Genomic DNA, 26,329 nt, shown 5'->3' with positions numbered 1-26,329 from the left:
CGGGTTGGCAGGGGCGGGGGTGGCGGTCGCCGTCGTGTTGTCGGCCACAGCGCCGCCCCCACCCGCCGCGCCGCTGACCGCCCGGCAGATCCTGCTGGCCGCCGCCTCGTCCGTGGCCGGCAGACCCGCCGAGGGAGCGTGGTGGGGTAACAAGCTCATCAGGGGCGCCCGCTTCCACGACCCCACCCGTGCGTACGTGCTGCAGACCACCACGCGCGAGGAGACCTGGATCCCCGCGGGTGAGATCACCGAGCCCCACTGGACCGTGCAGCAGTACCTGGGCGCCCGCCCGGCGACAGCGCGGGACGAGGCCGCCTGGCGCGCCGCGGGCTCGCCCACCTCGTGGGCGTACCGGACCAGCAACCGCACTGACCTGGCGGGCAACCCGTTCGACGTGGAAGCGGCGCCCGGCGAGGCCGAGTCGTTCGAATCTGCGGACGTGGACTGGCGGCTGCTGTTCACCGGCAAGACCCTGACCAGCATGGACGAGCTGCCGTCGGACCAGGAGCGGCTGCGCACACTGCTGGAGCCCGCCCCCGGCGACGTGGCCGGGCTGCTGCACAACCTGCAGAGCCTCATCGCCTACGTCCCCGTTCCGTCCGACGTGCGGGCCACGGCGTACCGGCTCATGGCCTCGCTGCCGGGCGTGGTCGCCCAGGGATCCGTGACGGACCAGCTCGGCCGGACCGGGCAGGCGGTGGTCTACCGGCAGCCGGACCCGGACCGGCCGGGCAAGGACGTCCAGACCCGGCTGATCGTCGACTCCACGACAGGAGAGCCGCTGGCCGTCGAGACGCTCACCGGCGACACCGGCGAGCTGATGTCCTTCACGGCGATCGAGCAGAGCGTGTGGACCGACAGGAAACCCGAGTTCCCCAACCCCCAACCGAGATGACGAGGCACCCGATATGCGTACGTTGATAGCGATAGGCCTGGCCGCGCTGACGGCGGTGGCCCCGACGCCGCCCGCCCAGGCCGCCGCCGAGAAGAAGTACTGGCACACCGAAACCGTGCAGGTGATGACCCACCCGCGCCAGGTGGGCAGCGGGGCGAACAAGTACTGGCTGGTCGAGCGGGACGTCATGGAGACGTGGTCCACCCGGGACGGCCGGTCGTGGAGCGCCTACCGCGCGCTGGGCGCCAAGCCCAAGAGCGCCGCCGACGTGGCCGCGTGGAAACGTGACGGCTCGCCCAAGAAGTGGAGCTACCGCACCGAAGGCATGCTGGTGGAGCTGTCGCTGGAGCCGGAGAAGGGCAGAGTCACCCCCGCCAGGGGCGGTCCGGGCTTCATCCTCGGCCAAACCCGGCTGACCTTCGAGGAGCTGCAGGCCGCGCCGACCGACCCCGAAGGGCTGAAGGCCTGGGTGCAGAAGCTCTACAGCACGCCCGGGGAACCGCCGTTCGACATGAGCAAGAGCGGCCCCACCATCTATGAGAACCTGATGCACCGCCTCCCGGTGCCCAAGGGCGTGCGCGAGGCGGCCTACAAGGCGTTGTCGAGCACGCCGGGCATCACGGTCGCGGACGCGGGCAAGGGACGCAAGAAGCTCACCTACCGCGTGGCGAAGCCCGGGCACAAGATGCGGCTGGACTACGTGATCGACACGACGACCTGGCTGGTGGTCTCGTCCGACCTCGACACCGTCGACAACGGCCGGCAGCTGCTCGCCAAGACGTGGACCATGGACATCGAGTCCGGCTGGACGGACGACGAGCCTGCCGTGCCGGCCGCGTCCTAGACCGACGGCTGTGCCGCTGAGGAGCGGGGCTCCTCAGCGGCACAGGGGTTCGGGGTTCAGCCGGCGAACACGATCACGTTGTCGCGGTAGCTGCGGCGCTCGCGGTCGAACGCGCCGCCGCACGTGATCAGCCGGAGCTGGGTGCCTTTGCCCGAACGGTAGACCTCCTTGTCCGGGATGCCGTTCTTCGGATACCGGGCCAGGCGATTCACCACGAACGTGACCGTCGTGCCGTCGGCGCGGTCGACGTGGACGCGGTCGCCCTTGCGCAGCTGGCGCAGGCGGTAGAACACCGCTGGACCGGTGGTCGAGTCGACGTGGCCCGCGATCACGGCGACGCCCTGCTCGCCTGGTTCCGGTCCTGCCTTGTTCCATCCCACCCGGTCGAACTGCTTGGGGGCGACCAGGCGGCCCTTGGCGTCGAGCGGCAGCGGGATCACCCTGGTGGAGACGTTGATGGCGGGAATCCGTAACCGCACCGGGTCGGCGACGTCGGCCTGGCGAGTCCCGGCGTCCGACACCGGGCGCGTGTTCCCGTCCCGCGCCGCCGCCCCGTCGTGAGCCGCGACCGCCGCCGGGTCGTGGGCCGGGGCGGCCGCCGCCTCCCGGGGCGCCGGAGCGGCGCCGCATCCTCCGGCCGCGACCAGCAGCGCACAGGTCGCGGCCACCAGCAACACACGCACGGTCAGCCGCCCGCGAAGAAGGCGCGCCGCACCCAGTACGCCCCCACGGCCAGCAACCCAGCGCCCGCCAGGCTCAGCGGCACCACGGGAACCGACCCCTCATCGGCACTGCCGGCGGTCCCACCCATTCCGGTGTCGACCCCGCCGCTCGGAGCCCCGTTGTCATCGTCGTCGTCCCGGGACGCACCGCCGGCGCCCGTGTCGACCCCACCACGCGGAGCCCCACCGTCATCGTCGTCATCGTCGTCGTCCCGGGACGCACCGCCCACGCCCGTGTCGACCCCACCTCGGGGAGCCCCACCGTCATCGTCGTCATCGTCATCGTCATCGTCGTCGTCCGAGACGGTGGCGACGTGGACGGCGGTGGGGGCGGTCGCCGCCTGGGCGCCGGTCGTCGCGACGATCATGCCCGTGGTGCCCAGCCCGAGCGCGACCGCGATCGTGAGCAGAACCCGCCGTAATGCCTGGCCCATGTGAGCCTCCTCCTGAGGGACGTCCGCCGCGGCCTCCCCGCGGCTGACCTCAGGCTCCAAGGCGGCCGTTGGGCCACTATGAGGTCGAGATGACAGCTCTAGCTCTCTCACCCGGACCCGGCAGGGCTCGCGGAACGAGGCGCTCGGGCGTGAAAGAGTGGATCTCACGGACGAGTGCTTCTGGAGGCTGGGGTGGCTGACGAGTTCGACGTCATCGTGATCGGAGCGGGTCCCGCAGGCGAGAACGTCGTGGACCGCGCCGTACGCGGCGGCCTGACCGTGGCCGTCGTCGAGGAACGGCTGGCCGGCGGCGAGTGCTCCTACTGGGCGTGTGTGCCGAGCAAGGCGCTGCTGCGGCCGGTCGACCTGGCGGGCGAGGTGAGCCGGGTGCCCGGGTTGTCACTCGGCGAGATCGACGTCGCGGCCGTGCTGGCCCGCCGGGACGAGGCCGTCTCGCGGTACGACGACAGCGGCCAGGTGAGGTGGGTCGAGAGCGTGCCGGCCGAGTTCGTACGAGGCCGCGGCCGCCTCGACGGCCCCAAGCGGGTACGCGTCACCACGGAGGGCGGCGGCGAGCGCGTGCTGACCGCCAGGCAGGCCGTCGTGCTGGCCACCGGCAGCAAGGCGGCCCTTCCTCCGACGCCCGGGCTGGCCGAGGCCGACCCGTGGACCAGCCACGAGGTGACCGCGGCCACCGCGATCCCCGAGCGGCTGGCGGTGCTCGGCGGCGGGGTCGTGGCCTGCGAGATGGCGCAGGCCATGCACGGCCTCGGCGCCCGGCAGACCACCGTGCTGGTCCGCGGCGGCGGGCTGCTGGGCAGGATGGAGCCGTTCGCGGGCGAGATGCTCGCCGAGTCGTTCGCCGAGGCCGGGATCGACGTGCGGACCCGTACCGACGTGGCCAGGGTCGAGCGGCCCGAGCCCGGCGGAAAGGTGACGGTGCACTTCGCCGAGGAGCCGCCGTTGGAGGCCGACGAGCTGCTGGTGGCCACCGGCCGCCGGCCCGCCACCCGTGACCTGGGGCTGGGCTCGGTGGGCCTGGCCGACGGCAAGTACGTCGAGGTGGACGACAGCTTGCGGGCGACCGGCGTCCCCGAGGGCTGGCTGTACGCGGTGGGCGACGTCAACGGCCGGAACCTGCTCACCCACATGGGCAAGTACCAGGCCAGGATCTGCGGCGACGTGATCGCGGCGCGGGCGCGCGGCGACGAGCTGCCCGCGATGCGCGACCTCGCCGACGGCTACGGAGCGCCGCAGGTGGTCTTCACCGACCCGCAGGTCTGCGCGGTGGGCCGCACGGAGGCGGCGGCCAGGGAGGCGGGCTTCCGGATCCGCGTGGTGGACTACGACATGGGCGCGGTCACCGGGGCATACCTGATGGGCGACGGTTACCGCGGCCGGGCCAGGGCCGTCGTGGACGAGGACAGGAAGGTGCTGCTCGGCGTCACGTTCGCCGGTCCGGGCGCGGCCGAGCTGCTGCACGCCGCCACGATCGCGGTCACCGCCGAGGTGCCGCTCGACCGGCTCTGGCACGCCGTGCCGTCGTTCCCGACGGTCAGCGAGGTGTGGCTGCGCCTGCTGGAGGCGTACGGGCTGTAGGTCGTTTCAGCAAGCCCCGCGTTCGGCCGCGGACCGCCCGCCCGAGTGGACGATGACGGACGGACGGGTCGGCGCGGGGCTAGCGGATCCCCCCGACTGCAGCATCAACTCCGCCACGGTCTCCTCGACGCTGTCGCGTAGCTCAACGTGCGACAGCAGGTCCGTCAGCCGCAGCACGGACAGCAGGTGATCGGAGGGTCTTACCAGAATGATCCGCCCGCTGCCCTCCTCCTCCATACGCTGCATTGCCATCGCCAGCACGCCGATGACCGAGGAGTCGTAGAAGTCCAGATCGGCCAGGTCGAACACGAGGACGGGCCCGTCCGACCAGTCCCACACCGCGTTGATGCAGGCGCTGAACCGGACGCGTCCCGCATGGTCGAGTTCGCCGCTGGCACGCATGACCGTGCATTGAAGATAACGGGTCGTCTCGATGCGCAAGCCGCTCCTGCTCACACATCCCAACTGCCCTCAGAGCGGCGTTATCACAGGTGATCGCCATTTTTCCCGGCATATTAGGCCTCGCGGTCCCCCGGCTTACCAAGCGGCCCGTCGAGCAGCTTGCGCAGGGTCGTGGCGAGCATGGCGGCGTCCTCGGGGTCGAGCGGGGCGGCCAGGCGCGCCAGGTTCGCGGCGTGCTCGGTGAGCGCGTCGTCCACGATGCGCAGGCCCTCGTCGGTGAGCCGGACGCGGAAGCTGCGCCGGTCGGCCGGGTCCAGGCTGCGCTGGACGAGCCCCGCCGCCTCCAGCCGATCCAGCCGGTTGGTCATCCCGGCCCGCGACATCATCAGGACCTCGGACAACTCCGAGGGGATCAGCGTGTACGGAGACCCGGCCCGCCGCAGCGCGGCCAGCACGTCGAACTCCCCCTGCCGCAGCCCGCGCTTGGTGAACACCCGGTCGACCTGTGGCACCATCAACCGCACGACCTGGGCCAGCCGCCCGAAGACCTCCATGGCGGAAAGGTCGAGGTCGGGCCGCTCGCGCCGCCATTCCTCGAGAATCCTGTCGATGGCGTCGCCCATGGGCCCAAATCCTAGTGCGAGGTGCCGGACTCCAGCGTCGGGATGACACCCTGGGCGGCGCTGACCAACACGATCATCGGCGACCGCGCCGGGCTGGGCAGCTCCAGTTCGGTGATGTTGCCCTGGACCCGCCGCTTGGGCCGGCCCGCGTCACCGTCCCTGACGTTGAGGATGCGCTCCACCGTCGGCGCCGCCGCCCGGATGAGCTTCCTGGTGGCGTGGCGCAGCCAGCGCAGCTCGCTGTTCATCCGCCGCCATGTCGCCGGGATGATCGCGGCCGGCTCGGCCTTGGTGCCCAGCCGGAGCGTGATCCGGCCGGTCGACCCGAACGCGCCGGGCAGCACCGGGTTGATGACGAACATGCCCGAGCGCAGCAGACGTACGCCCTGCCGGTTGACGTTCGCCAGGCCGCCCGCGCTGACCAGCGAGTACAGCTCGCAGCGGCACCCGTCGAGCGTGTCGGGGTCGAAGTCCGCCGGCGGCGGCTCCTCGAACACGATCTTGTCGAGCCGCAGCCCCGCCACGCCATCCGGCATGAGGCGCCCGCCCACGATCTGGCGCACCTCCTCGGAGACACCGTCGCCCTCCATGAGGTCGAGCGCCTCGACGCAGATCAGGCCGTCGTCGGGGATCTCCTCCGCCGCCAGGTCGAAGGCCACCTGGGCGTGCGCCTTGCGGCCGCGCAGCAACACGCACTGGCGCAGCCGTCCCTGGGAGCGGATCTGGATCAGCCGCGGCAGCGGGCTCGCGGGCTCGCTCTGGCCGGTGTGCCAGCCGGTCACCGACAGCTCGTCCACCGAGAGCGACATCCGCACTCGCAACGGGCGGCCCTGCGCGGCGATCTTGAACCCGGCCAGCCCCGACGTCTCGAACCTGCCCACGATCTGCGTGCCGCGGTGCAGCCGGTCGGTCACCTGCAACGCGGCGACCTGGCCGCTGAGCAGGTGGGCGGGCGGTATCGCGGGAAGGATCACCTGGTCGAGGTCGGTGGCGGATCCTGCGCTGCTCATCGAGTGCTCCTCGCGGGGATCAGTGTGGTGGAAAGCCCTGCCGGATAGCGGAAGTCGAAACGGGTGAGCAGAGGGTCACGCCGTTCCCACATGCGGTGGACCGCGCCGAAGAGCGGGTCGCCGTCGCGCTCGACGTACCGGAGGTTGACGGCCAGCACGCGGGCGTAGTCGTCACCGTGCGCCCAGTGCGGCAGCAGCTGGGTGGGCACGTCGGTGCCGCAGTGGCGCATCCAGAGCCACAGGCGGGCGCGCTCGCGCTGCTCGGGACCGAGGATGGTGTCGCCCTTGGCGTGCCTGGCGATGGCCTCCTCCAGCAACTGCCGGAGATCGGACGGCGAGCGCGGGACGTGCGTGGCCCCGCATTCGGCCCCTTCCGACCATCCGGCCTGGATGACGGGGATGCCGAAGGCGGGCAGGTCGACGTCCCCGAACGTGACCGCAACATCGGTCATGCTCCACAGAATGTTCGTGGACAGCGCTCCGCCCACGTACTTCATCCGGGCGTGGGCGCTCCCGACCGGGTCGGCGAACAACCAGTTGGCCGACTCGTCGGAGGTGGCGAACTGCGCCGCCGTCTCGAACAGCTCCGTGTCCTCGCCGGGCTCGTGGCCGAACACGGCGACCGTGGGCAGGCCGGGGTCGAGCCCCAGGCGGGCGCAGCCGTAGTTGCGCAGCTGGCGGCGTTCGGTGTCGGAGCGGACCTGGTAACCGCTCTTCGCCTGCCAGGCCACCCGCTCCGCGCTGGGCCCGATCAGCTCCCGGTGCGGCCAGACGTACTGCTCGAAGAACGCGGCGACCCGGCCCGGCAGCTCCTCCTGGAAGGAGCTCGGCCCGTCGTCGGGGAACATCGCGTACGCCTGCAGCGTGCCCGTGCCGTGCACGTGCACGACCGGGATCTCCCTGGGCACACCGCGATCCACCCGGCCGGTGACCAGCGCGACGGGCGGCGTCTCCGGCTGCAGGTCGCGGGCGGCCCCGAACACTTCGGCCAGCTGCCGCGCCTCCGGGTCGCCCAGCACGACCAGCCGCGCCATGGCCGCGCCGCAGACGGCCTTGGCGACCATGAGCGTGCGTGCCACGGCTCTGATGTCCTGGTCGAAGACCTCCGCCACGACGCATCTCTCGCCACTGGAAGTCTCTCCCCAGTGCGTACGAGCAGCGCGGAGCAGACGATCGAAGTGTCCGCCATCTCCGACACGACGCATGAGACCTCCACCGAGGACAGGACGATATTCCTGGTAGACGTTGCCAGAGCGGCGTGCGTCAGCCCTGCTCCTGACACGCTTCTTTGCCGATGCCTGACGGAAGCCATGGGGAGGCCTGGCGAGCGATCACGCCAGATGTGCCGGAAATCACCCGTGAAGGCCGAACAAACCGGCTCGCCGCGGGGTCCAAGCTTTTACATGGAGCACGCCATGGGCGGGTTTAGGATGCACCCTATTGCCCGAGATTGCTAGGAAGGTTGGGGGATTTTCCACATGGGTTCCCGTGTGTCGAGTATCGCGCGCCTGACGGGGGCCGCGGCAGCTGCCGGTGTGGTGGCCGCCGCCATCGCGCTGCCCGCGGTCGGAGGCACCGGAGCGATGTTCGTCTCGGCATCCGAGGAGCTGGGCATCAAACCCGAGGAGCTCAAGGAGCCCCCTCTGGCGGAGAAGACGGTGGTCCTGGACGCCGATGGCAACCAGATCGCGCAGTTCTACGAGGAGTACCGCGAGAACATCAAGCTCGACCAGGTCGCCGAGGTCATGAAGACGGCGATCATCTCGATCGAGGACTACCGCTTCTACGAGCACGGCGCGATCGACATCGAGGGCACCATCCGCGCCCTGGCCAAGAACCTCAGCTCGGGCGGCATCAGCCAGGGCGGCTCGTCCATCACCCAGCAGTACGTCAAGCAGGTGCTGCTCAACTCGGCGACCACCGAGAAGGAGAAGAACGCGGCGCTCGAGGCCAGCTACGCGCGCAAGCTCAGGGAGCTGCGATACGCGATGGCGATCGAGAAGAAGTACACCAAGAACGAGATCCTGGAGAAGTACCTCAACATCGCCTACTTCGGCGCCAGCGCGTACGGAGTGGAGGCCGCGGCCAAGCGGTTCTTCGGCGTGAGCGCCTCCAAGCTGACCCTCGCGCAGGCCGCGACCCTGGCCGGCGCCGTGCAGGACCCCAACGCCACGGACCCCAACCTGGGCAAGGAGCACCGGGAGCGGCTGCTGAACCGGCGTAACCTCGTGCTCGACACGATGGCCAAGCTGGGCAAGATCAGCCCCCAGGAGGCCGCGGAGGCCAAGACCAAGAAGCTCGGCTGGAAGAGCACCCCGCTCCCGGGCGGCTGTGGCGCCAGCGATTACCCGTACTTCTGCATGTACGTCCGCAACGAGGTCCTCACCAACCCGGTCTTCGCCAAGACGGCCAAGGCCAGGAGCCAGTTCCTCAACCGGGGCGGCCTGGAGATCACGACCACCATCGACCCGAAGATGCAGAAGGCCGCGGAGCAGGCCATCAAGAAGCACGTGTTCGCCTCGGACAACCCGGTCGCCTCGGAGGCGCTGGTCGAGCCGGGCACGGGCGCGATCAAGGCGATGGCCGCGAGCCGCAAGTACGGCAACAACAAGCGCAAGAAGGAAATGTCATACAACGTGGTCGCCGACGCGGTGCACGGCGGCGGCACCGGCTTCCAGGCCGGCTCGACGTTCAAGACGTTCACCCTGCTCACCGCGCTGAAGCAGGGCATGAAGATCAACGACGGGATCAGCGTCGGCAGCGGCTACCGGGCCCCCAACTACTGGGCGTTCAAGAACTGCAAGGGCCAGAACGTCGGCGACCTGCAGCACACGGTCACCAACGCCGAGGGTGGCGGCGGCGGCTTCAAGTCGCTGGCCACCGGCACGTGGGGCTCGGTCAACACCTTCTTCGTCGCGCTGCAGCAGAAGGTCGGCCTGTGCAACGTGGTCAAGACGGCCAAGTCGCTGGGCATCAAGCGGTCCGACGGCCTGGCGCTGACGGAGTTCGAGACGTTCACGCTCGGCACCAATGAGATGGACCCGGTGACCGTGGCCAACGCGTACGCCGCGATCGGCGCGCGCGGCAAGTACTGCGCGCCCATGGCGATCACCTCGATCAAGGACCGCTACGGCGCGGTGAAGAACTACGAACCCAAGTGCAAGCAGGCGCTCGACCCCGAGGTGGCGGACGCCGCGGCGGACATCCTGTCCGGCGTCTTCACCAAGGGCACCATGCGCGGCGTCGGCGGCATCGGCCGCCCGGCCGCCGGCAAGACCGGCACCACGGACGACCAGGCCACCGCGTGGTTCGCCGGCTTCACCCCGGACCTGGCGGGGGCGGTCAGCATCGGTGACCCACGGGGGTCGCAGAAGTACAAGCTCAACTACGTCACCATCGGCGGCCGCTACTACAGCTCGGTCTTCGGCGCCTCGATTCCCGGTCCGATCTGGAAGGACACCATGCTCGCCGCGTTGAAGGGCGTCCCGGCGACGGACTTCACGCCGGTGAACACCTCCCGCTTCGGCGGCTGCGGCCAGAGCTGTGCGCCGGTGCGGCCCGAGCGCGAGGAGCCGGAGGATGGCGATGACAGCCCCTTCGACATTCGTATAGGAGGGGATGACTGATCATTCCGGTGATTTCCATGACCAGATACGACAAATCGGACATGGAAATATGGCGTGATCACCATCCTGCACAAAAACCTCTAAGGGCTACCAACGCCTCTAGCTCCGCAAATTCGGAGTGCGTCCGCACAATGGGACGCACTCCTTGCAAAGACCCTATTAACAGCGCCGAAACATTGGTACCTTGGGAGCGCTCCCAGGAACTTTCCGCGAGGTGCTCCATGACCGAGCAGCCCACACTGGCACAGGTGGCGGCCGCTGCAGGGGTTTCCCCCGCGACCGCATCCCGAGTCCTCACGGGCTCTGTGCGGGTCAGTACCTCGACCCGCCGCCAAGTCTACGACGCCGTCTCCCGCATGGGGTACGTCCGACACCGGGCGCCCAGGGGTGCGGCAGCCAAAACCCTGGCAGACGGGGTCACGGCCGTGATCTGTGACCATCTGCCCCGACTGTTCTCCGAACCCTACTACGCGAGGCTCCTGTCCGCCGCGGGCGCCGTGATCAACGAGCACGGCACCCACCTCATGGTCACGACCGTCACCCCCACGTCGTCGACCCTGCCCGTACTGTCCGGCGCGGTCCTCATCATCGGCGCCAGAGAACGCCACCCTCTGGCGATCAAACTGTCCACGTCGGGCGTGCCGGTGCGCAACATCGGCCGCCCGCCCCACGACCTCAAACTCCCGTACGCCGACGTCGACAACTACGACGGCGGCCGGCAGGCGGCCGAGCACTTGCTGCTCAGCGGCCGCAGGAACGTGGCCGCCATCGGCGGCCCGCCATCCTTGCCTGCCGCCCGCGACCGGCTGGACGGTCTGGTCCGCACCCTGCAGGCGGCCGGCGCACCGGACGTGCCGGTGGCCTATGGGGACTTCACGGCGGCCTCGGGCACCCATGCCATGCAGTGGCTGCTGCGCCACGCCCCAGGATTGGACGCCGTGTTCGTCGCCTCGGACCTGATGGCGGCAGGCGCGATCCAGGCGCTGCGTAGGGCCGGGCGCAAGGTGCCCGCGGACGTCGCGGTGATCGGGTTCGACGATGCCCCGGTCGCCAAGCACACCGTTCCCGCTCTGACCACGATCCGCCAGCCCGTCGAGGAGCTCGCCACGGTCGCCACCCGGCTGCTCCTGACGGGGGCAGCCGGGATCGACCCCGTCCTCCCCACGGAACTGGTCGTCCGTGAGTCGGCTTGAGCCGGGGGAGGTGCTGGCCCGGCGGTATCTGCTGCTGGATCCGCTGGCCCGCGGGGGCATGTCCGTCATCTGGCGCGCCTTCGATCAGTCACTGCATCGGATGATCGCGCTCAAGGTGCTGACCTCGTCCCTGCACACCGACTGCGGCGAGCGGGTCAGCGTCCGGAGCGAGGCCCGCGCCGCCGCGAAATTCATCCACCCCGACACCATCGAGATCTACGACTACGGCGAGTGCGTCACCACGAGCGGCGCGGTCGCGGCTTATGTCGTGATGCCGCTGCTCGACGGCACGCCGCTGGCCGAGCGTATCGAGGCGGGCCCGCTGCCGTGGACCGAGGCGGCGAGCATCGCGCTCCGGCTGGCCCGGGTGCTCATGGCCGGGCACGCCCGCGGCCTGGTCCACCGGGACGTCACGGCCGAGAACGTGCTGCTCACCGCGGACGGGCCGAAGCTGCTCGACTTCGGCATCGCGGCCTGGGAGGGCGATCCGGAGGACGACCGGGGCACCCCGCCCTATGTCGCCCCCGAGCGCCTGCTCGGCGCCCCGACCCATCCCGCGGTCGACGTGTACGCCCTGGGTGTGCTGCTGCACGCCATGCTCACGGGGCGCACGCCGTACCCGGAGACCACGTGGGAGGAGATCGAGGCCGCCCATCGGACCTCTCCTCCGCCGCGGGTCCCCGGGGTGCCGCACACCCTCGCGTCGCTCTGCCAGCAGTGCCTGGTGCACCGGCCGGAGGAGCGGCCCACGGCGGCGGACATCGTCGCCGAGCTGACCTCCGCGCTGGGCTCGGCCACCCTGGGCCGGCACGTCAAGCGCGGCCTCACGGTCGCGAGCTCGGCCGCGCTCGCGCTCTCCGCGCTGTTGTGGTTCCAGCAGACGGGACTCCAGCAGCAGGGACTGCGGCCGGCGCAGGTGGAGAAGGCGGTGGTGGAGCCCTCGGCATCCCCCACAGCCAGGTACATCGAGAGCACGCCGGCCGCGGCGGTCACCGTCGACCAGGCGGTGGTCGGCTTCACGACCGTGCTGGAGGCCAGGACGCCGTGCGGCGCGACCGACGCCGACGTGGTGCTCGACCTCAAGCAGGTGCTGAGCGCCACCGTGACGCCGCGAGGTCCGTACGAGACCTCCACGGCCAACGTCCGCAGGAAGTTGTCCGACCGCTTGCGGGAGGGCCGGCTCACGCCGGCCTGTCTGAGCGAGCTGGAGGCCCGGCTCGACGACATCGAGAAGGCGCTCGGGCGCAATTGAAGGAGGGGTACGGCAGCACCAGCCGTACCCCTCCGATCGCGCGACGCGTGCCCCTCGCTAAAGCACGCCCGCGCGGGCTTCATGTGCAGGTGTAGCCGCTGGGCGCCTGCGTGTTGCCGTCCGGCCTGGTCGCCTGGAAGCCGAAGCTCGTCGAGGCGTTCGCCGCCAGGGTGCCGTTGTGAGCGAGGTTCCTGGCGGTCACCGTGGAGCCGCTGACGGTGAGGCTCGCGTTCCACGAACCGGTGATCGTGTGCCCGGCCGGCAGCGTGAACGTCACGCTCCAGCCGTTCTTGGCCGAGGACCCGGTGTTGGTCACGGTCACCGGCTGGACGACGTAGCCGGTGCTCCACGAGGTCTGGATGGTGGCGGCGGCCGTGCATCCGCCGCCGGTGCCGCCGGGCAGGGTGGTCACGGTGGCGGCGGCCGACTCGGGCGAGACGTTGTTCGCGGCGTCCCTGGCTCGCACCCAGTACCGGTAGGTGGTGGCGGGGCTCAGGCCGGTGTCGGTGAACGACGTCGTGGAGCTGCTGCCGACCACGGTGATGGTGTCCCCGGTCGCGCGTAGGACGTCGTACCCGGTCACGCCCACGTTGTCGGAGGAGGCGGCCCACGACAGGGTGGTGCCGGTGGACGTGGTGCCCGCGGCGGTCGGCGTGCCGGGTGTGCTCGGCGGCGTGGTGTCGGTGCCGGTGCCTGTCGAGCCGAAGGAGAAGGAGTTGACCGTCAGGCCCGTACCGCCGACCCAGGGCTCGAAGCCGGCCTGCACGCTGGTGAGGTACCACGACCGCTGCGCGTAACCACGGCTGATCGCGTCGGAGTAGAACGTGTTGATCGTGAAGTCGAGCGAGGTCGCCGGTGAGGTGCGGACGTAGGAGATCACGTTCCAGCCGATGTTGCCGTACCAGACCTGCCAGGTGCCGCCGGCCAGGGTGACGGTGCCGACCTGCGAGCCGACCGGCTGGACCGAGCCCTGCCTGTTGAGCCAGATCATGATCTCGGCGCCGGTGTTCTGGCCGTCGGTCCGCGGCGTGGGGTCGAACCAGATGTCGTAGGAGGCGTTGTAGGCACCGGAGCTCGGATACGTCATGCTCACGGTGCTGCGCAGGGCGGCGAACCCGGAGGCGCTCGCCTGCATGGGCAGGTTGCTGCCGGTGGTGCAGTTGGCGTAGTGGCAGCCCGCGTAGATGGCCGGGTAGGCGGCCGGGGACCCGTTGGTCGGCTTGTTGTGCGCGGCCTGGGTGACCGTGAAGCCGCCGTTCTGGTTGACGTCGATGCACTGCGCGGTGTCGGCGCCCCAGACATTGTTCATCACGACGTAGCGCCCGCCCTGGATGGTGGTCGAGGCGTATTTGTCGCACAACACGGGGGCGGCCTGCGCCGGCATGGCGAACAGGCACGTCGTGAATAACGCGATCAGGGGAATCGAGGTCCACTTCATGGTTCGGCCGCTCCTCGGGACAAGGGGGTGCTGGGAGCGCTCCCAATATGCCATCAAGTGCCGCGGTGACCAAGATCTGCTGAAAGTTTCACCGCGCGTTGTCGAAGCCACGCGCCACGTGATTCAATCGCGCTGGCCGGGCGGGCTGGGTCGTGGGGCAGTTTTCCTCTGTCGTCAGCACAAGGGAATCCCCATGAAATTATTCAAGTCGGCGGCGGTAGCCGCCGCCATGGTCCTGATCACTTCTCTCCTGATGGTGCCCACGCAGGCACAAGCCCACGGGGTTTCGATGTTCCCCGGTTCCCGCACGTTCCTGTGCTGGCAGGACGGTCTGCGGGACAACGGCCAGATCCTCCCCTACAACCCCGCGTGTGCGTCCGCCGTTCAGCAGAGCGGCACGACTCCCCTGTACAACTGGTTCGCGGTGCTGCGCTCCGACGGCGCGGGGCGGACCACCGGATTCATCCCCGACGGGCAGCTCTGCAGCGGCGGCACGGGCGGGCCGTACGACTTCACGGCATACAACGCGGTCCGCTCCGACTGGCCGCTGACCCACTTGACCGCGGGCCGCACCATCCAGATGCGGCACAGCAACTGGGCCAGGCACCCCGGTGCGTTCAACTACTACATCACCAAGAACGGCTGGAACCCCAACGCGCCGCTGAAGTGGTCCGACCTGGAGCCGTTCGGCAGCGTCACCAACCCGTCGGAGAGCGGCGGGGCCGGCGGCCTCAACTACTACTACTGGGACGCCCAGCTCCCGGCCGGCAAGTCCGGGCGGCACATCATCTTCACCCACTGGATCCGCTCGGACAGCAACGAGAACTTCTACAGCTGCTCCGACGTCACCTTCGACGGCGGCAACGGCGAGGTCACCGGGGTCGGCCCCGGCGGCCAGTCCCCCGGCCCGTCCGTGACCCCGACGGTCACGCCGACGGCCCCCGAGGGCGCCTGCACCGCCACGTGGAAGGCGACGGACACCGGCTGGGCCGGCCACTTCCAGGGTGAGGTGACCGTGCGCAACAACGGCACGAGCTCGCTGAACGGCTGGACGGTCAAGTGGACCTACAGCGGTGGGCAGGGCTTCGAGGGCGCACCGTGGAACGGCGTGTTGGCCGGGCAACCACCCAACGTGACGGTCACCAACGCCACCTACAACGGCCAGCTGTCGCCGAACGGCACCACCACGTTCGGCTTCAACGCCACTGGCTCCGTCCCGAACCCAGCACCCAGTCTGACCTGCACCAGCCCGTGATCAAAACGCGTCGCGGGCTAGTCGCGGCACTCGTCACCCTGGCCAGCCTGACCCTGGCCGGGGTGATGTTTTTCGCCGCCAGGCAGCCGTCGTCACAGTTGAACGCAGACCTCGCCGCGCAGGTGACCAAGATTCTCGAGGAATCCTCGCCCGACGAGCACCACGCCCACGGACACGCCTTCGACTCACGTGTCGTGTGCGCCGTGGAGCCGTTCGGCACCGAGCCCGCGGACGCCACCTCCCTCGTCGAGGTGACGTGGGTGTACGCCCGTCACATGTGCGCGATCACCGGCGAGAGCCCCGACTGGTCCGCCTCCGTGCGAGCCGGGGGCCCGATCGCCGTCAAGATCAGCATTCCGCCCCAGATCAGGGTGCCCGAGCCGGGAGCGGGTTATCCGGACCGGGTCAGGAACCTCATCCCCGAGCGCTACCACGAGCAGGCGTTCCAGGAGGAGTTCGAGGACGACGCGGCCATCGACGCCGCCCGCGAGAGGTTCTCCCAAGCGAAATAGCCGAGGACGAGATTACCGAGGCGAGATTACCGAGGCGAGATTACCGAGGCGAGATTACCGAGGCGAGATTACCGAGGACGAGATTACCGAGGACGAGATTACCGAGGACGAGATTACCGAGGACGAGATTACCGAGGACACAGACAGATAAACGGACGCGGCCGACTGGAGGAATCGGCCGCGTCCGTCCCATCCGGGCGGGGATGGTGTTCATCGGGCAGAGATATTGAGTTGTGGCCTCACCTCCTCATACGCAGCCGACGGCCGGGGTGTTCAGTTGGCGCAGGCGTAGCCGGTCGGCAGCTCGGTGTCGCCGTTCGGACGGCCGGCCTGGAACCCGAAACCGGTGCTCGCGTCGGGGCCGAGCGTGCCGTTGTAGCTCAGGTTCTTGGCCGTCACGGTCTGGCCGTCGACCGTCACCGCGGCGTTCCAGTAGCCGGTGATCGTGTGCCCGGCAGGCAGCTTGAACGTCACCGTCCAGCTGTTCTTGGTCGTGGAGCTGGTGTTGGTCACGTTCACCGAGGACACATAGCCGGTGCTCCACTGGCTCTGCGCGGTGCCGGCGGCCGTGCAGCCGCCACCGGCGAGCGTGGTGAAGGGCACGGTCGGCGACGGGCTCGACTGGTTGCCCGCGGCGTCCCTGGCCCGCACGTACACCTGGTACGCGGTGGACGGCGACAGCCCGGTCAGCGTGATCGAGTTCGTGGCCGCGGCGCCGAGGTGCGTGCCGGTCGAGGTGTAGACGTCGTAGCCGGTCACGCCCACGTTGTCGGTGGAGGCGGCCCAGGTCAGCGTGGCGCCGGAGGCGGTGACGTTCGACGCCGACGGGGTGCCCGGCGTGCTCGGCGGGGTCGGGTCGCTGGTGCCGCCGCCGTAGATCGAGGCCTCCTTGGAGGTGGCGGCGATGCCGTTGGCGCCGTTGAACAGCCGCTGTCCCCACGGGGTGAGCTGAGTGACGTCGAAGTTCGTGACCTGGTCGAGGTACTCGACGCCGCCGCTGTTGCCGCTCCACGACCAGCCCAGGTAGCCGATTCCGCGGCTCACGGCCTGCGCCATGATCGTGTTCTCGTCGGGGTCGCCGTCGGAGTGGTTGTGCCCGAACTCGCCCACGACCAGCGGCAGCCCCGCGGTCTTGAACGCGTCAAGGTACGCGGTGACCTCCGAGGCCGTGTCGAAGACGCCGTACATGTGGACCGAGAAGATCGTGTTCTTGTCGGGGTCGCTGTCGAAGACCGCCCGCGCGTTGTCGCGCATGGTGAACTGCCAGTCCTGGCCCCAGTTGGGCGCGTCCACCATCAGCGCGTGGTCGAAGCCGTTGTCACGTAGCTTCTGGATGGCGGCCGTGGTGCGGGCGGCCCAGCCGGGGGTGACCGCGTTGTTGCCGATCGGCTCGTTGCCGATGTTGACGATGATGTAGTCCTCCTGGCCGACCAGGGCGGACTTGACGCTGATCCAGTAGTCGGCGGCCTGGTCCAGGGTGTAGGCGCCGCTCTGCTCGCCGTACCCGGTGGTGTCGTGGTTCTCCAGGACGCAGATGAGCTTGTTCTGCTTGCACAGCTGGACGACGTTGGCCACGTCGGCGGCGTTGTTGGCGGTCCAGCGGCCGCCGCTGAGCACGACGCGGACGGTGTTGGCCTTCAACGATTTGATGTCGGCGAACGCCTTGGTCCGGCTGGCGTACCAGGTGTGCGCGTGGCTGGTGCCACGCATGACGAACTCCTGACCGTTGCTTTCGAGGATCTTCGTGCCGCTGACGTGGATGCCGGTCGCGGCGTTCGCGGCCGTGGCCGGAACGACCACAAGGGCCGTCGCGACGGCCAGTGCGGTGAACAGGGACTTCATCGAGTGCCTTTCCATGAGCCGTGGGAACCGCCCCCGGGGAGCGGCGGGGGCGGTTCCGTGCTCAGGCGGGTGTGCAGGTGATCGGGTCGGGGGTGGTGGCCGTGCCGCTGGCGATGAAGCCGAACGTGGCGGTGGCGTTCGGGGCGAGCGCGCCGTTCCAGGCCTCGTTCTTGACCGAGACGCTGGAGCCGGTCTGGGTGTGTTTGCCGCCCCACAGCTGGCTGATCTGGTTCTGGGACGTCCAGGCGACCGTCCAGCCGTTGATCGCCGAGGTGCCGGCGTTCTTCACCGTCACCTCCGCCTGGTAGCCGCCGCCCCAGGAGCTCGTCACCTTGAAGGCCGCCGTGCAGCCGCCCGGGGGCGGCTGCTCGTCCGTGGTGGTGAACGGCGTACCGTCCGACGGCGCCGAGGTGTTGCCTGCCGCGTCCCGCGCCACCACGGAGGCGGTGTAGGACGTGGCAGGGGTGAGACCGCTGAGGTCGAAGGATGCGCTCGTGGCCGTGCCTACCTTGGTGGACCCCAGGTAGACGTCGTAGCCCGTCACGCCCACGTTGTCCGTGGAGGCCGACCAGCCCAGCCTGGCCGTGGAGCCCGTGATCCCGGAGACCGTGGGCTTGCCGGGCTTGCTGGGCGGAGTGTCGTCCTCTTCCTCCGGACCCGGCGGCTCACCCCAGATCTTGGTGGCGCCGCTGTAGAGGGTGATGTTCTGGGTCCGCGCCGGCGTCGCGCCGGGGGTCGTGGGGATGTTCCGGTACGACCAGTCGTTGGCCGGGTCCCACGTGCCCGCGCTGCTGATCCTGAACTGCACCTCCCTGCGGTGTTGCGACTGCCCGGCCGGGGCGATGACCTGCCCGGAGCAGTCGATGTTGACGTAGTACGTGGTGCCGCCCGCCGAGTGCAGCGTGGGCGCCTTGCACTGCGTGTACGCCGACGACACGCTGATCTGCGAGGCCGTCGTCGTGCCGTCCAGCGTGAAGTAGTAGCGGAACGCCCCGTCGGACAGCACCCTGGCGGGCCAGGCCGACTGGTTGCGGACGATGGCCTTGATCTCGGTGAAGTTGCTCCCCGAGGCGTTCACGCCCGCCTCGACGAAGATCTCCGGACCGTCCGGCGTCTCCTGCGCGGGGAAGTTCGCCGCCGGGGCGCCGCCGTACTCCTTGTAGAGCCTGGCCACCGCGCTGGTGAAGCCGGCGTTGTAGTCGGTGGCGACCTCGTTCATGACGTAGTCGTCACGCTTGTCGGTGTAGGCGTCGTTCGGGTCGGGCGGACCGCCGACGAGCGCGCCGTACAGGGTGTGGCGGGTCTGCTCGGGGTTGGTGATCTGGTCGGTCCACGAACCGTGCGCCGTACGGTGATGCGGGTTCTTCGGGGGGTTGGCGCCGAAGCCGATCAGATAGGAGGAGCTGCGTGGGTTGTCGCCGAGCGCGTAGTTGATCTGCCGTACCGCGAAGTCGTGGTAGCGGGCCTTACGCGTGGCGTCGGTGATCGAGTCGCTGTGCACGAGCGCCGCGAACGAGGTGTTGGCCGCGTACCGCAGCGAGCCCCACCGGTCGAGCACGGCCTGGCCGCCCGGCGAGTACTTGACCTGGGAGCCGTTGACTCCGACCGTCCACCAGTCGAGCCAGCGGTTGGCGTCGTCCAGGTACTGCTGCTTGCCGGTCAGCTTGTGCAGGAGCACGTACGCGCCGTAGGACTTGTCGTCCCAGGCGATCGTCCACTTGTACGACTTCGTCGTGGACTGCGGCTCGGTGCCGAGGTTGGCGTAGCCGCTCTCGGCCTTGGTCAGGTAGGAGGCGTCGTTCGTGGCCCGGTAGAGCCAGATCGCGCCCCACACCAGCTCGTCGTTGTAGCCGCTCCAGGAGTTGTAGTACCCCTGCGCGTCGGTGATGCAGTCGCTGTACTTCTTCCTGACGGTGTCGGCGAAGGAGTACAGCTGCTTGGCGTGCGTCACCAGCGTGTCGGCATATGTCGGGTTCGTCGGGCGGAAGACGATCGAGGAGGCCGCCATTGCCGCCGCGGTCTCACCCGCCAGATCCGACCCACCGCAGGACGCGTCGATCTTGTACGCGGGCCGGTTCATCTGCATGGCCTCGGCCGGCCCCCACCAGGCATGGTCCGTGCCGCCGTTGCCGACCTGCCCGTAGAGCACGTTCGGCGACGGGTGTGCCTTGATGAAGTAGTCGTTGACGAACTTGAGGTTGTTGAGCAGGTGGGTGAGCTGGCCGGAGCTCGCGTACGCGTCGCGGTACTCGACCGCGCCCCAGGCCAGCATGGTGGCGGAGAACGCCATCGGGAAGCCGAACTTGACGTGGTCGCCCGCGTCGTACCAGCCGCCAGTGAGGTCCACGCCGACGTCCTTGCCATCGTTCATGCCCGAGTCGCCACGCCAGGAGACGCGGTTCCAGTCGGGCAGCGCGCCCGACTGCTGGGCCTCGTAGAACCACAGCGACTTCTGCAGCGCCTCGCCGTAGGCGAAGGCCGGTGCGGCGGAGGCGGGGGCCGCCGGCCCTGCCACCACAAGGGGCAGGACCAGCGACACCGCGGCTATGAAAGCTGCCTTTCTCACGGGAAGAGCCGCCCGTACTCGGCGAGCGCGACGGCCACGTCGACCTGCGCCCAGAACCGGTGGTAGTTGAAGGTCGGCACCGGGCCTGTGCCGGCCAGGTAGGACTCGACTTCCTTCCAGTCAGGGTCGTTCTTGTAGAAGGACCTGATCGAAATGAACGTGGAGTTGGAGTCGATGACGTCGCCGTTCGGCATCTTGCCGGTCCAGCCGGCCGGCACGTACACCTTGTCGTCGATGCGGTTGTAGTCGGCCTTGGTCTCCGACACCGACACGCCCTTGGCGTCGCGGTTGTCCCAGACGCCGTCGAGCAGCGCCTTGGCCGTGTCACGGGCCTCGGCGTGGTTCGCCCTGGCCGCGTAGTACATCAGCGCCTTGGCGTAGGAGCCGGCGACGCCGACGTCCTGGGTGTGGTCCACGACCGTCACGCGCAGGTCCGGGTTGGCCGGCGGCATGCCGGTGGTGGCGTTGAAGTCACCGGCGGGCTGGCCGGTCCACCGCAGCGTGGAGGGCATCTGGTAGCTGCCGTCCGCGTTGATCGTGGTGTGGTCCAGCGCCCAGGTCACCCACTTGTCGAGGATGGCCTTGGCGTCGGCGTTGCCGGTGACGTTGTAGAGCTCGGCCACCCGCTCCATCGTCCACGCCTGGAAGCCGAACCACTGGTTCGACGGCGGGTCGTGGTAGACCGGCTGCCAGTCGTAGGCCATGCCGTGGAACTTCGGCAGGTTGCTCGGCGGCGCGCTGTAGTTGCCGTTCCAGCTGTTGGTCGCGCCGCCGGCGATGGCGCCGTCGGCGGACTGCAGCCACTTGTAGAACTGCAACTGGCGGGTCAGGCTGGTGCTCCAGTCGGCCGCGCCGGTCTGGCTCTTGGGCTTGAGCTCGGTCACGTTCGACAGGGCCCAGGCCGCGAACGGGTTCTGGTAACCGGAGTGGTTGTGGCTGGAGCCGATGCGCCAGGCCCATCCGGCGTTGGGGTCGGTCGCGCCGCCCCAGGCGTAGTACCAGTTGAGCAGGTAGGCGGCGGAGTCCTTGCCGGTGCCGACCGGGCACGAAGGGCTCGTGCAGCCGGGCTTCTTGAAGTACTTGTCGTACATCGCGTAGCGCAGGTAGTCACCCATCTTGGCGGCCTTGGCCACGGTCGCGGAGATGTCGCCGGCCTTGTTCTGCGCCTTGGCCCAGGTCAGCGCCCAGTACGCCACCTGCACGGCACGCGCGTCGGCGTCCGGGGCGTTGGTGTACTTCCACTGCTTGGCGTAGGAGCCGTCCTTGATGAACAGGTCCAGGTAGCCGTTCGTGCCACCGTGCTTGAAGGTGTCGCAGGACGGCTGCGGGATCGTCTCGAAGACCGACTCCTCCGGGCCGCGCTGGTAGGTGTTGATGTAGGCGGGCTTGGTCGTGCCGTCACCGCAGCGGCCGAAGCCGTAGGTGTTGTCGACGTCCAGCAGCCAGTGCATGCCGTAGATGTCACGGGTGTTGTACGCGGTCTGCAACTCGTTCGCCAGCGGGTCGACGCCCACCGGGACGCTGGAGTCGATCGGCGAGGGGTAGTTGCTGATCGCATTGTGCTCGGCCGCGTACGTGGCCGGCTTCGACGGGTTGTAGAAGGAGTTCGTCGGCTGGTCGGCGGTGGCCGGGATGATGTACTTCTCCATCGAGGCCCACGCGTTGTTGAACTTCGACCAGTCGCCGGTGACCTGCCCGTACGTCGCCTCCAGCCACAGGTAGTAGCTGTAGGCCTCGGACGTGGTCTCGTGCCCGTGGTCCGGCGCCTCCACCATGAACGTCTCGACCGAGTGGTAGGGCACCCCCTCGGGCGAGAAGTAGCCGTTGGCCGGGTCGTGGAGATCGTTGTAGAGCTCGACGAAGCGCTTGACGTACTCGTTGTCGCCGCCGAGGTCGTTGTCGGCCTCGCTGACGTTGACGTCGATGGGGTCGTAGCCGGTGGCGCTGACCCTGATCACGGCCGAGCCGCTGGTCGTGTCGCTGTCCTCGGCCGCGTTCACCGTCACGGTCTGCGCGGTGTTCCAGTTGGCCGGCGTGAACGTCCTGCTGGCGGGGGCGGGGACGGTGATGTCGGGGTCACCACTGACCTTGGCGACGTTGACGGTCACGTTGGACGAGGGCGCCTGCGAGAGCTTCACCGTGAAGCTCGCCTGTCCTCCCTCCGGCACGGAGAGCGTCAACGGGCTCACCACGAGCGCGGGGCCCGTGTCCGGGGAGACCGTGATGCCGACCGGGTCCGAGGTCTTGGTCGCGCCCCCGTTGTCGGTGGCCTTGGCGGTGATCGAGTAGCTGCCGGCCGCCACGTTCTGCCAGCTGTAGTTGTACGGCGCCGAGGTGTCGGTGCCCAGCAGCGTGGAGCCCTGGTAGAAGTCGACCTTGGAGATCGTGCCGTCGGAGTCGGAGGCATTGGCCGCGATCGGCACGGTGGCCGGCGCGGTGAACGTCTGCCCGGCGGTCGGCGAGGTCAGCGACACGGAGGGGGCGACGTTGTTGCCGCCGCCGCCACAGGTGACGCCATTGACGCTGAACGTCTGCGGGTTCGGGTTGCTGCCCGTCCACGTGCCGTTGAATCCCATGGTCGCGGAGGCCCCGGTGCCGAGACTGCCGTTCCACGGCATGTTCGTCCCGGTCATGCGAGTGCCGGACTGAGTCCAGTTCGCACCCCAGCCGCTGGGCGTGTACTTCTGGCCGGTGGTGGGGAAATCGAAGGCCAAGGACCACGAGGTGATGGGGTCGCCGGTGTTCTTCAACGTGATGTTCGCGGTGAAGCCGCCCTGGCCAGGGCTGCTCGTCCACGAGTTGGCGGCGTACGTCACGTCACACGACACGGCGGCCTGGGCGGGAGCGGCCGCCACGGCCGTGGTCGCGCCCGCGACAAGGACGAGGGTCGTGGCCATGGCGAGCCGTCTCGTCAAGCGCGATAAGAACGAGGGAGGTCTGTACGTCAAGGGGATCTCCATGGGAGTAGGGGTGTGGGAGCGCTCCCAAACGGGATTGTGGGTGCCATCCGTCGTATGTCAACGAAATGGCATTGCGGTAACCCCTGTATTTCCTCCCACCAGGCTGCCGGTGATGAAAGTTTCATCGATGTTCCAGGGCATTCAACGAGCATGCGGGGCGGCGGACAGCTCCGCGGAAGCCGGGCTCTGTACAGCGCGGCGAGTCCGGCTCACGATGGGAGCGCTCCCAGCCATCTAGCAGCACTGGAGATGATCGCTCGTGAGACTCCAACGCGGCCTTCGGAAATGGGCCGTGACCATGACCGCCGCGAGTGTCGCGGCCTTAGGGCTCGTCGTCGGCCAGAGCACGGCCGCCAACGCCGCGGCGGCCTGCGACGTGACCTACTCTGCCAACTCGTGGACGAGCAGCCCTGGCCAGGGCGGTTTCACCGCGAACATCACGTTGAAGAACACCGGTGACCCGATTTCGTCGTGGTCACTGGTCTTCGACTATCCGACCGCCGGCCAGAAGTACACCCCGACCGGCTGGGGCGCCAACTGGAGCCAGTCCGGCAGTCGCATGACCGGGACGAACATGCCGTACAACGGCAGCCTCGCCACCGGCGCGTCCGTGTCCGTCGGCTTCAACGGCACCTGGACCGGCAGCAACCCGAACCCGGAGACGTTCAGCGTCAGCGGCGTCACGTGCGGCGGCACGACGACGACGCCGTCGGTGGTGCTGTCGGCCAGCTCGGTCGCGGTCAACGAGGGCGGAAACGCGACGTTCACCGCCAGGCTCTCCTCGGCTCCGGCCGCCAACGTGACCGTCAACACCACGCGGACCAGCGGTGACGCGGACCTGTCCGTGAGCTCCGGCAACCCGCTGACGTTCACCCCGTCCAACTGGAACACCGCCCAGACGGTGACCCTGGCCGCGGCCCAGGACTCCGACACGACCGCGGGCACGGCGGCCTTCAGCGTCTCCGGCAACGGCGTCACCGGGGCCACGGTCAACGCCACCGAGGTGGACGATGACTCCGTGCAGGAGCAGTCGATCATCGTGACGCCGACCGCGGTGACCGTGCCCGAGGGCTCCACCGCCACGTACGCGGTGCAGCTGGCCACCCAGCCCTCCTCGAACGTGACCGTCACCTCGACGGCCGGCACCGGCGACACCAGCATCACCGTCTCCTCCGGCGCCAGCCTCACGTTCAGCCCGACCACCTGGAACAGCCCGCAAACGGTGACCCTGGCCGCCGCGCAGGACAGCGACAACACCAACGGCAGCCGTCCCATCTCGGTCGCCTCCACCGGGCTGACCTCGCGGACCGTCACCGCCACCGAGGCCGACGACGACGGCGTCATCAACCCGCCCCACGTCGAGAACCCGTACGCCGGCGCCACCGGTTACGTGAACCCCAACTGGTCGGGCAAGGCGGCCCAGGAGCCGGGCGGCTCCGCCGTGGCCAACGTCTCCACCGCCGTGTGGATGGACCGCACCGCCGCCATCGCCGGCTCCGCAACGGCCATGGGCCTGCGCGCCCACCTGGACGAGGCGGTCAGGCAGGACGCCGCCAACGGCTCCGCGCCGCTGACGATCCAGGTCGTCGTCTACAACCTGCCCAACCGCGACTGCTCGGCGCTGGCCTCCAGCGGCGAGCTGCTCATCGCCCAGGACGGGTTCAACCGCTACAAGACCCAGTACATCGACCCGATCGCGGCCATCTTCCGCGACTCCAAGTACGCCAACCTGCGCATCGTGGCGATCATCGAGCCCGACTCGCTGCCCAACCTGGTCACCAACATCAACTCCTTCGAGAAGTGCCGCGAGGCCAACGGCCCCGGCGGCTACGTCGACGGCGTCAGGTACGCGCTGAACCAGCTCGAGCCCATCACCAACGTCTACTCCTACGTCGACGCCGCCCACCACGCGTGGCTCGGCTGGGACTCGAACTTCCAGCCCGCCGTCGACCTCTTCTACAACACCATCTCCGGCACCACCGCCGGGGTGGACAGCGTGGACGGCTTCATCGTCAACACCGCCAACTACTCCATCACCTCCGAGCCGCACTTCACCATCAACACCCAGGTGGGCAATCAGTCGGTCCGGGCATCCAACTGGGTGGACTGGAACTACTACATCGACGAGCAGACCTTCGCGACGGAGCTGCGCAGGCGGCTGATCGCCAAGGGCTTCCGCTCCGGGCTCGGCATGCTGATCGACACCTCGCGCAACGGCTGGGGCGGCAGCGCCCGCCCGACGGCGCCGAGCACCTCGACGGAGCTCAACCCATTCGTCGACCAGTCGCGCGCCGACCGCCGCATCCACGCCGGCAACTGGTGCAACCAGAAGGGCGCGGGCATGGGCGCACGGCCCACCACCAACGTCCCCGCCGGGTTCGACGCCTACGTCTGGATCAAGCCTCCGGGCGAGTCCGACGGCGCCAGCAGGGAAATCGAGAACGACGAGGGCAAGAAGTTCGACCGCATGTGCGACCCCACGTACACCGGCAACGAGCTCAACAAGTTCAACATGTCGGGTGCGCTGCCCGACGCGCCGCTGTCGGGTCAGTGGTTCTCCGCGCAGTTCCGTGAGCTGCTGGCGAACGCCTACCCGCCGATCAACTGAAGACCTGGCCGGGCTGAGCAGCCTCGAGCTCGCTCAGCCCGGCCGGAGGGGCCTGCCTGACCCAGGTCCCTCGGAGGGACCCGCCTGACCCGGGTCCCTCGGCTTTCGGAAGGGGCCGGGTCCGATCGACCCGGCCCCTTTCATTGTGCGCGCCGCCACTCCGACACGATCTGCTCGACATCGAAGGGCATGAGGTTGAGTGGCGGCCCGGACAGCCCCGTCCTGATCGCCTCGCGGATCTTGTGGTTGACGTCCTCGATGATCTGCCGCGCCTCGGTCTCCGACCGGGCGCCGCGCGCCTGGGCGAGCGCCTCCTCCGCCGCCTTGCGCAACGCCAGCGTCGGCGGCAGCGGCATCGTGAGCCCTTCGCTCTCCACTTTCTGCTTGATCCACCACATGTCGTCGTGCGGCCGGTCCAGCCCCGGCAAGGGCTTGCCCGCGCCCGGCAGGTCGTCGAACTCGCCGCGCTCCATCGCCTCGCGGATCTGCCGGTCGACCCAGCTCTCGAACGGTACGCCGGGCGGCTTGCGCTGTGTCACATCATCTCC

20 protein-coding genes are annotated in these 26,329 nt (G+C 69.2%); 9 read left to right on the top strand and 11 right to left on the bottom strand.

Annotated features, from left to right (window positions below; all coding sequences use genetic code 11):
- Positions 1-895, top strand: an 895-nt coding sequence (locus ETD86_RS22725; protein WP_211370239.1) for a hypothetical protein, incomplete at its 5' end; no start/stop codon positions are given.
- Between the two features lie 13 nt (positions 896-908).
- Positions 909-1,739, top strand: a complete 831-nt coding sequence (locus tag ETD86_RS22720) for a hypothetical protein (protein ID WP_138668175.1) — start codon at positions 909-911, stop codon at positions 1,737-1,739.
- Between the two features lie 56 nt (positions 1,740-1,795).
- Here ETD86_RS22720 and ETD86_RS22715 read toward each other — a convergent pair whose 3' ends face one another.
- Together ETD86_RS22715 and ETD86_RS57115 are read right to left on the bottom strand one after the other, a co-directional pair.
- Positions 1,796-2,422, bottom strand: coding sequence for a class F sortase (locus ETD86_RS22715; protein ID WP_211370238.1), 627 nt, complete (start codon positions 2,420-2,422; stop codon positions 1,796-1,798).
- Positions 2,423-2,424: 2 nt separating this feature from the next.
- Complete coding sequence (locus tag ETD86_RS57115; protein WP_211370237.1) at positions 2,425-2,895, bottom strand: hypothetical protein; 471 nt, start codon at positions 2,893-2,895, stop codon at positions 2,425-2,427.
- 192 nt (positions 2,896-3,087) lie between these two features.
- Here ETD86_RS57115 and ETD86_RS22705 point away from each other — a divergent pair, with 192 nt between their 5' ends.
- Positions 3,088-4,494, top strand: coding sequence for a dihydrolipoyl dehydrogenase family protein (locus ETD86_RS22705; protein WP_138668173.1), 1,407 nt, complete (start codon positions 3,088-3,090; stop codon positions 4,492-4,494).
- Positions 4,495-4,500: 6 nt separating this feature from the next.
- Here ETD86_RS22705 and ETD86_RS22700 read toward each other — a convergent pair whose 3' ends face one another.
- The 4 genes from ETD86_RS22700 to ETD86_RS22685 are packed head-to-tail and all read right to left on the bottom strand — an operon-like array spanning position 4,501 to position 7,641.
- Positions 4,501-4,950, bottom strand: coding sequence for an STAS domain-containing protein (locus ETD86_RS22700; protein ID WP_281286945.1), 450 nt, complete (start codon positions 4,948-4,950; stop codon positions 4,501-4,503).
- 59 nt (positions 4,951-5,009) lie between these two features.
- Positions 5,010-5,519, bottom strand: a complete 510-nt coding sequence (locus ETD86_RS22695) for a MarR family winged helix-turn-helix transcriptional regulator (RefSeq protein WP_138668171.1) — start codon at positions 5,517-5,519, stop codon at positions 5,010-5,012.
- Between the two features lie 11 nt (positions 5,520-5,530).
- Positions 5,531-6,529, bottom strand: a complete 999-nt coding sequence (locus ETD86_RS22690; protein WP_138668170.1) for a hypothetical protein — start codon at positions 6,527-6,529, stop codon at positions 5,531-5,533.
- Complete coding sequence (locus tag ETD86_RS22685) at positions 6,526-7,641, bottom strand: hypothetical protein (protein ID WP_138668169.1); 1,116 nt, start codon at positions 7,639-7,641, stop codon at positions 6,526-6,528. The genes ETD86_RS22690 and ETD86_RS22685 overlap by 4 nt, the downstream gene beginning before the upstream one ends.
- A gap of 366 nt (positions 7,642-8,007) precedes the next feature.
- Between ETD86_RS22685 and ETD86_RS22680 the strand changes: the two genes are divergently transcribed.
- Genes ETD86_RS22680 through ETD86_RS22670 form a run of 3 tightly spaced genes read left to right on the top strand, consistent with a single transcriptional unit; the run spans position 8,008 to position 12,600 of the window.
- Entirely contained in the window at positions 8,008-10,155 is a 2,148-nt protein-coding gene (locus ETD86_RS22680; protein ID WP_138668168.1) for a transglycosylase domain-containing protein, read from the top strand.
- A gap of 17 nt (positions 10,156-10,172) precedes the next feature.
- Entirely contained in the window at positions 10,173-11,348 is a 1,176-nt protein-coding gene (locus tag ETD86_RS22675) for a LacI family DNA-binding transcriptional regulator (protein WP_342779296.1), read from the top strand.
- Positions 11,335-12,600 (top strand): serine/threonine-protein kinase, encoded by a 1,266-nt coding sequence (locus ETD86_RS22670; protein ID WP_138668166.1) that lies wholly within the window; start codon positions 11,335-11,337, stop codon positions 12,598-12,600. The genes ETD86_RS22675 and ETD86_RS22670 overlap by 14 nt, the downstream gene beginning before the upstream one ends.
- Before the next feature lie 79 nt (positions 12,601-12,679).
- On the opposite strand, the gene ETD86_RS22665 is transcribed toward ETD86_RS22670, so the two are convergent.
- Positions 12,680-14,038 (bottom strand): GH12 family glycosyl hydrolase domain-containing protein, encoded by a 1,359-nt coding sequence (locus ETD86_RS22665; RefSeq protein WP_138668165.1) that lies wholly within the window; start codon positions 14,036-14,038, stop codon positions 12,680-12,682.
- Between the two features lie 193 nt (positions 14,039-14,231).
- On the opposite strand from ETD86_RS22665, the gene ETD86_RS22660 reads away from it, so the two are divergent.
- Together ETD86_RS22660 and ETD86_RS55345 are read left to right on the top strand one after the other, a co-directional pair.
- Complete coding sequence (locus ETD86_RS22660; RefSeq protein WP_138668164.1) at positions 14,232-15,293, top strand: lytic polysaccharide monooxygenase auxiliary activity family 9 protein; 1,062 nt, start codon at positions 14,232-14,234, stop codon at positions 15,291-15,293.
- Positions 15,290-15,805: a hypothetical protein gene (locus ETD86_RS55345; RefSeq protein ID WP_170223212.1), complete on the top strand. Its 516-nt coding sequence runs from the start codon at positions 15,290-15,292 to the stop codon at positions 15,803-15,805. Before ETD86_RS22660 ends, ETD86_RS55345 begins: the two co-directional genes overlap by 4 nt.
- Positions 15,806-16,078: 273 nt before the next feature.
- Here ETD86_RS55345 and ETD86_RS22650 read toward each other — a convergent pair whose 3' ends face one another.
- The 3 genes from ETD86_RS22650 to ETD86_RS22640 form a co-directional block, all read right to left on the bottom strand.
- Entirely contained in the window at positions 16,079-17,647 is a 1,569-nt protein-coding gene (locus ETD86_RS22650) for a cellulase family glycosylhydrolase (RefSeq protein WP_211370236.1), read from the bottom strand.
- Positions 17,648-17,708: 61 nt separating this feature from the next.
- Positions 17,709-20,267, bottom strand: a complete 2,559-nt coding sequence (locus ETD86_RS22645) for a glycoside hydrolase family 9 protein (protein ID WP_138668161.1) — start codon at positions 20,265-20,267, stop codon at positions 17,709-17,711.
- The gene (locus tag ETD86_RS22640; RefSeq protein WP_138668160.1) at positions 20,210-23,110 is read right to left on the bottom strand and encodes a glycoside hydrolase family 48 protein; all 2,901 of its coding nucleotides are present in this window, start codon (positions 23,108-23,110) and stop codon (positions 20,210-20,212) included. The genes ETD86_RS22645 and ETD86_RS22640 overlap by 58 nt, the downstream gene beginning before the upstream one ends.
- Before the next feature lie 361 nt (positions 23,111-23,471).
- Between ETD86_RS22640 and ETD86_RS59650 the strand changes: the two genes are divergently transcribed.
- Positions 23,472-25,781 (top strand): glycoside hydrolase family 6 protein, encoded by a 2,310-nt coding sequence (locus ETD86_RS59650; RefSeq protein WP_138668159.1) that lies wholly within the window; start codon positions 23,472-23,474, stop codon positions 25,779-25,781.
- Between the two features lie 140 nt (positions 25,782-25,921).
- On the opposite strand, the gene ETD86_RS22630 is transcribed toward ETD86_RS59650, so the two are convergent.
- Positions 25,922-26,320: a DnaJ family domain-containing protein gene (locus tag ETD86_RS22630; RefSeq protein ID WP_138668158.1), complete on the bottom strand. Its 399-nt coding sequence runs from the start codon at positions 26,318-26,320 to the stop codon at positions 25,922-25,924.
- Positions 26,321-26,329 lie beyond the last annotated feature (9 nt).

Origin of the sequence: Nonomuraea turkmeniaca, from assembly GCF_005889735.1 — a bacterium.
Taxonomy (GTDB): Bacteria; Actinomycetota; Actinomycetes; order Streptosporangiales; family Streptosporangiaceae; genus Nonomuraea; species Nonomuraea turkmeniaca.
The sequence above is the reverse complement of the archived record's forward strand: the minus strand, read 5'-3'. Positions and strand labels throughout refer to the sequence as shown.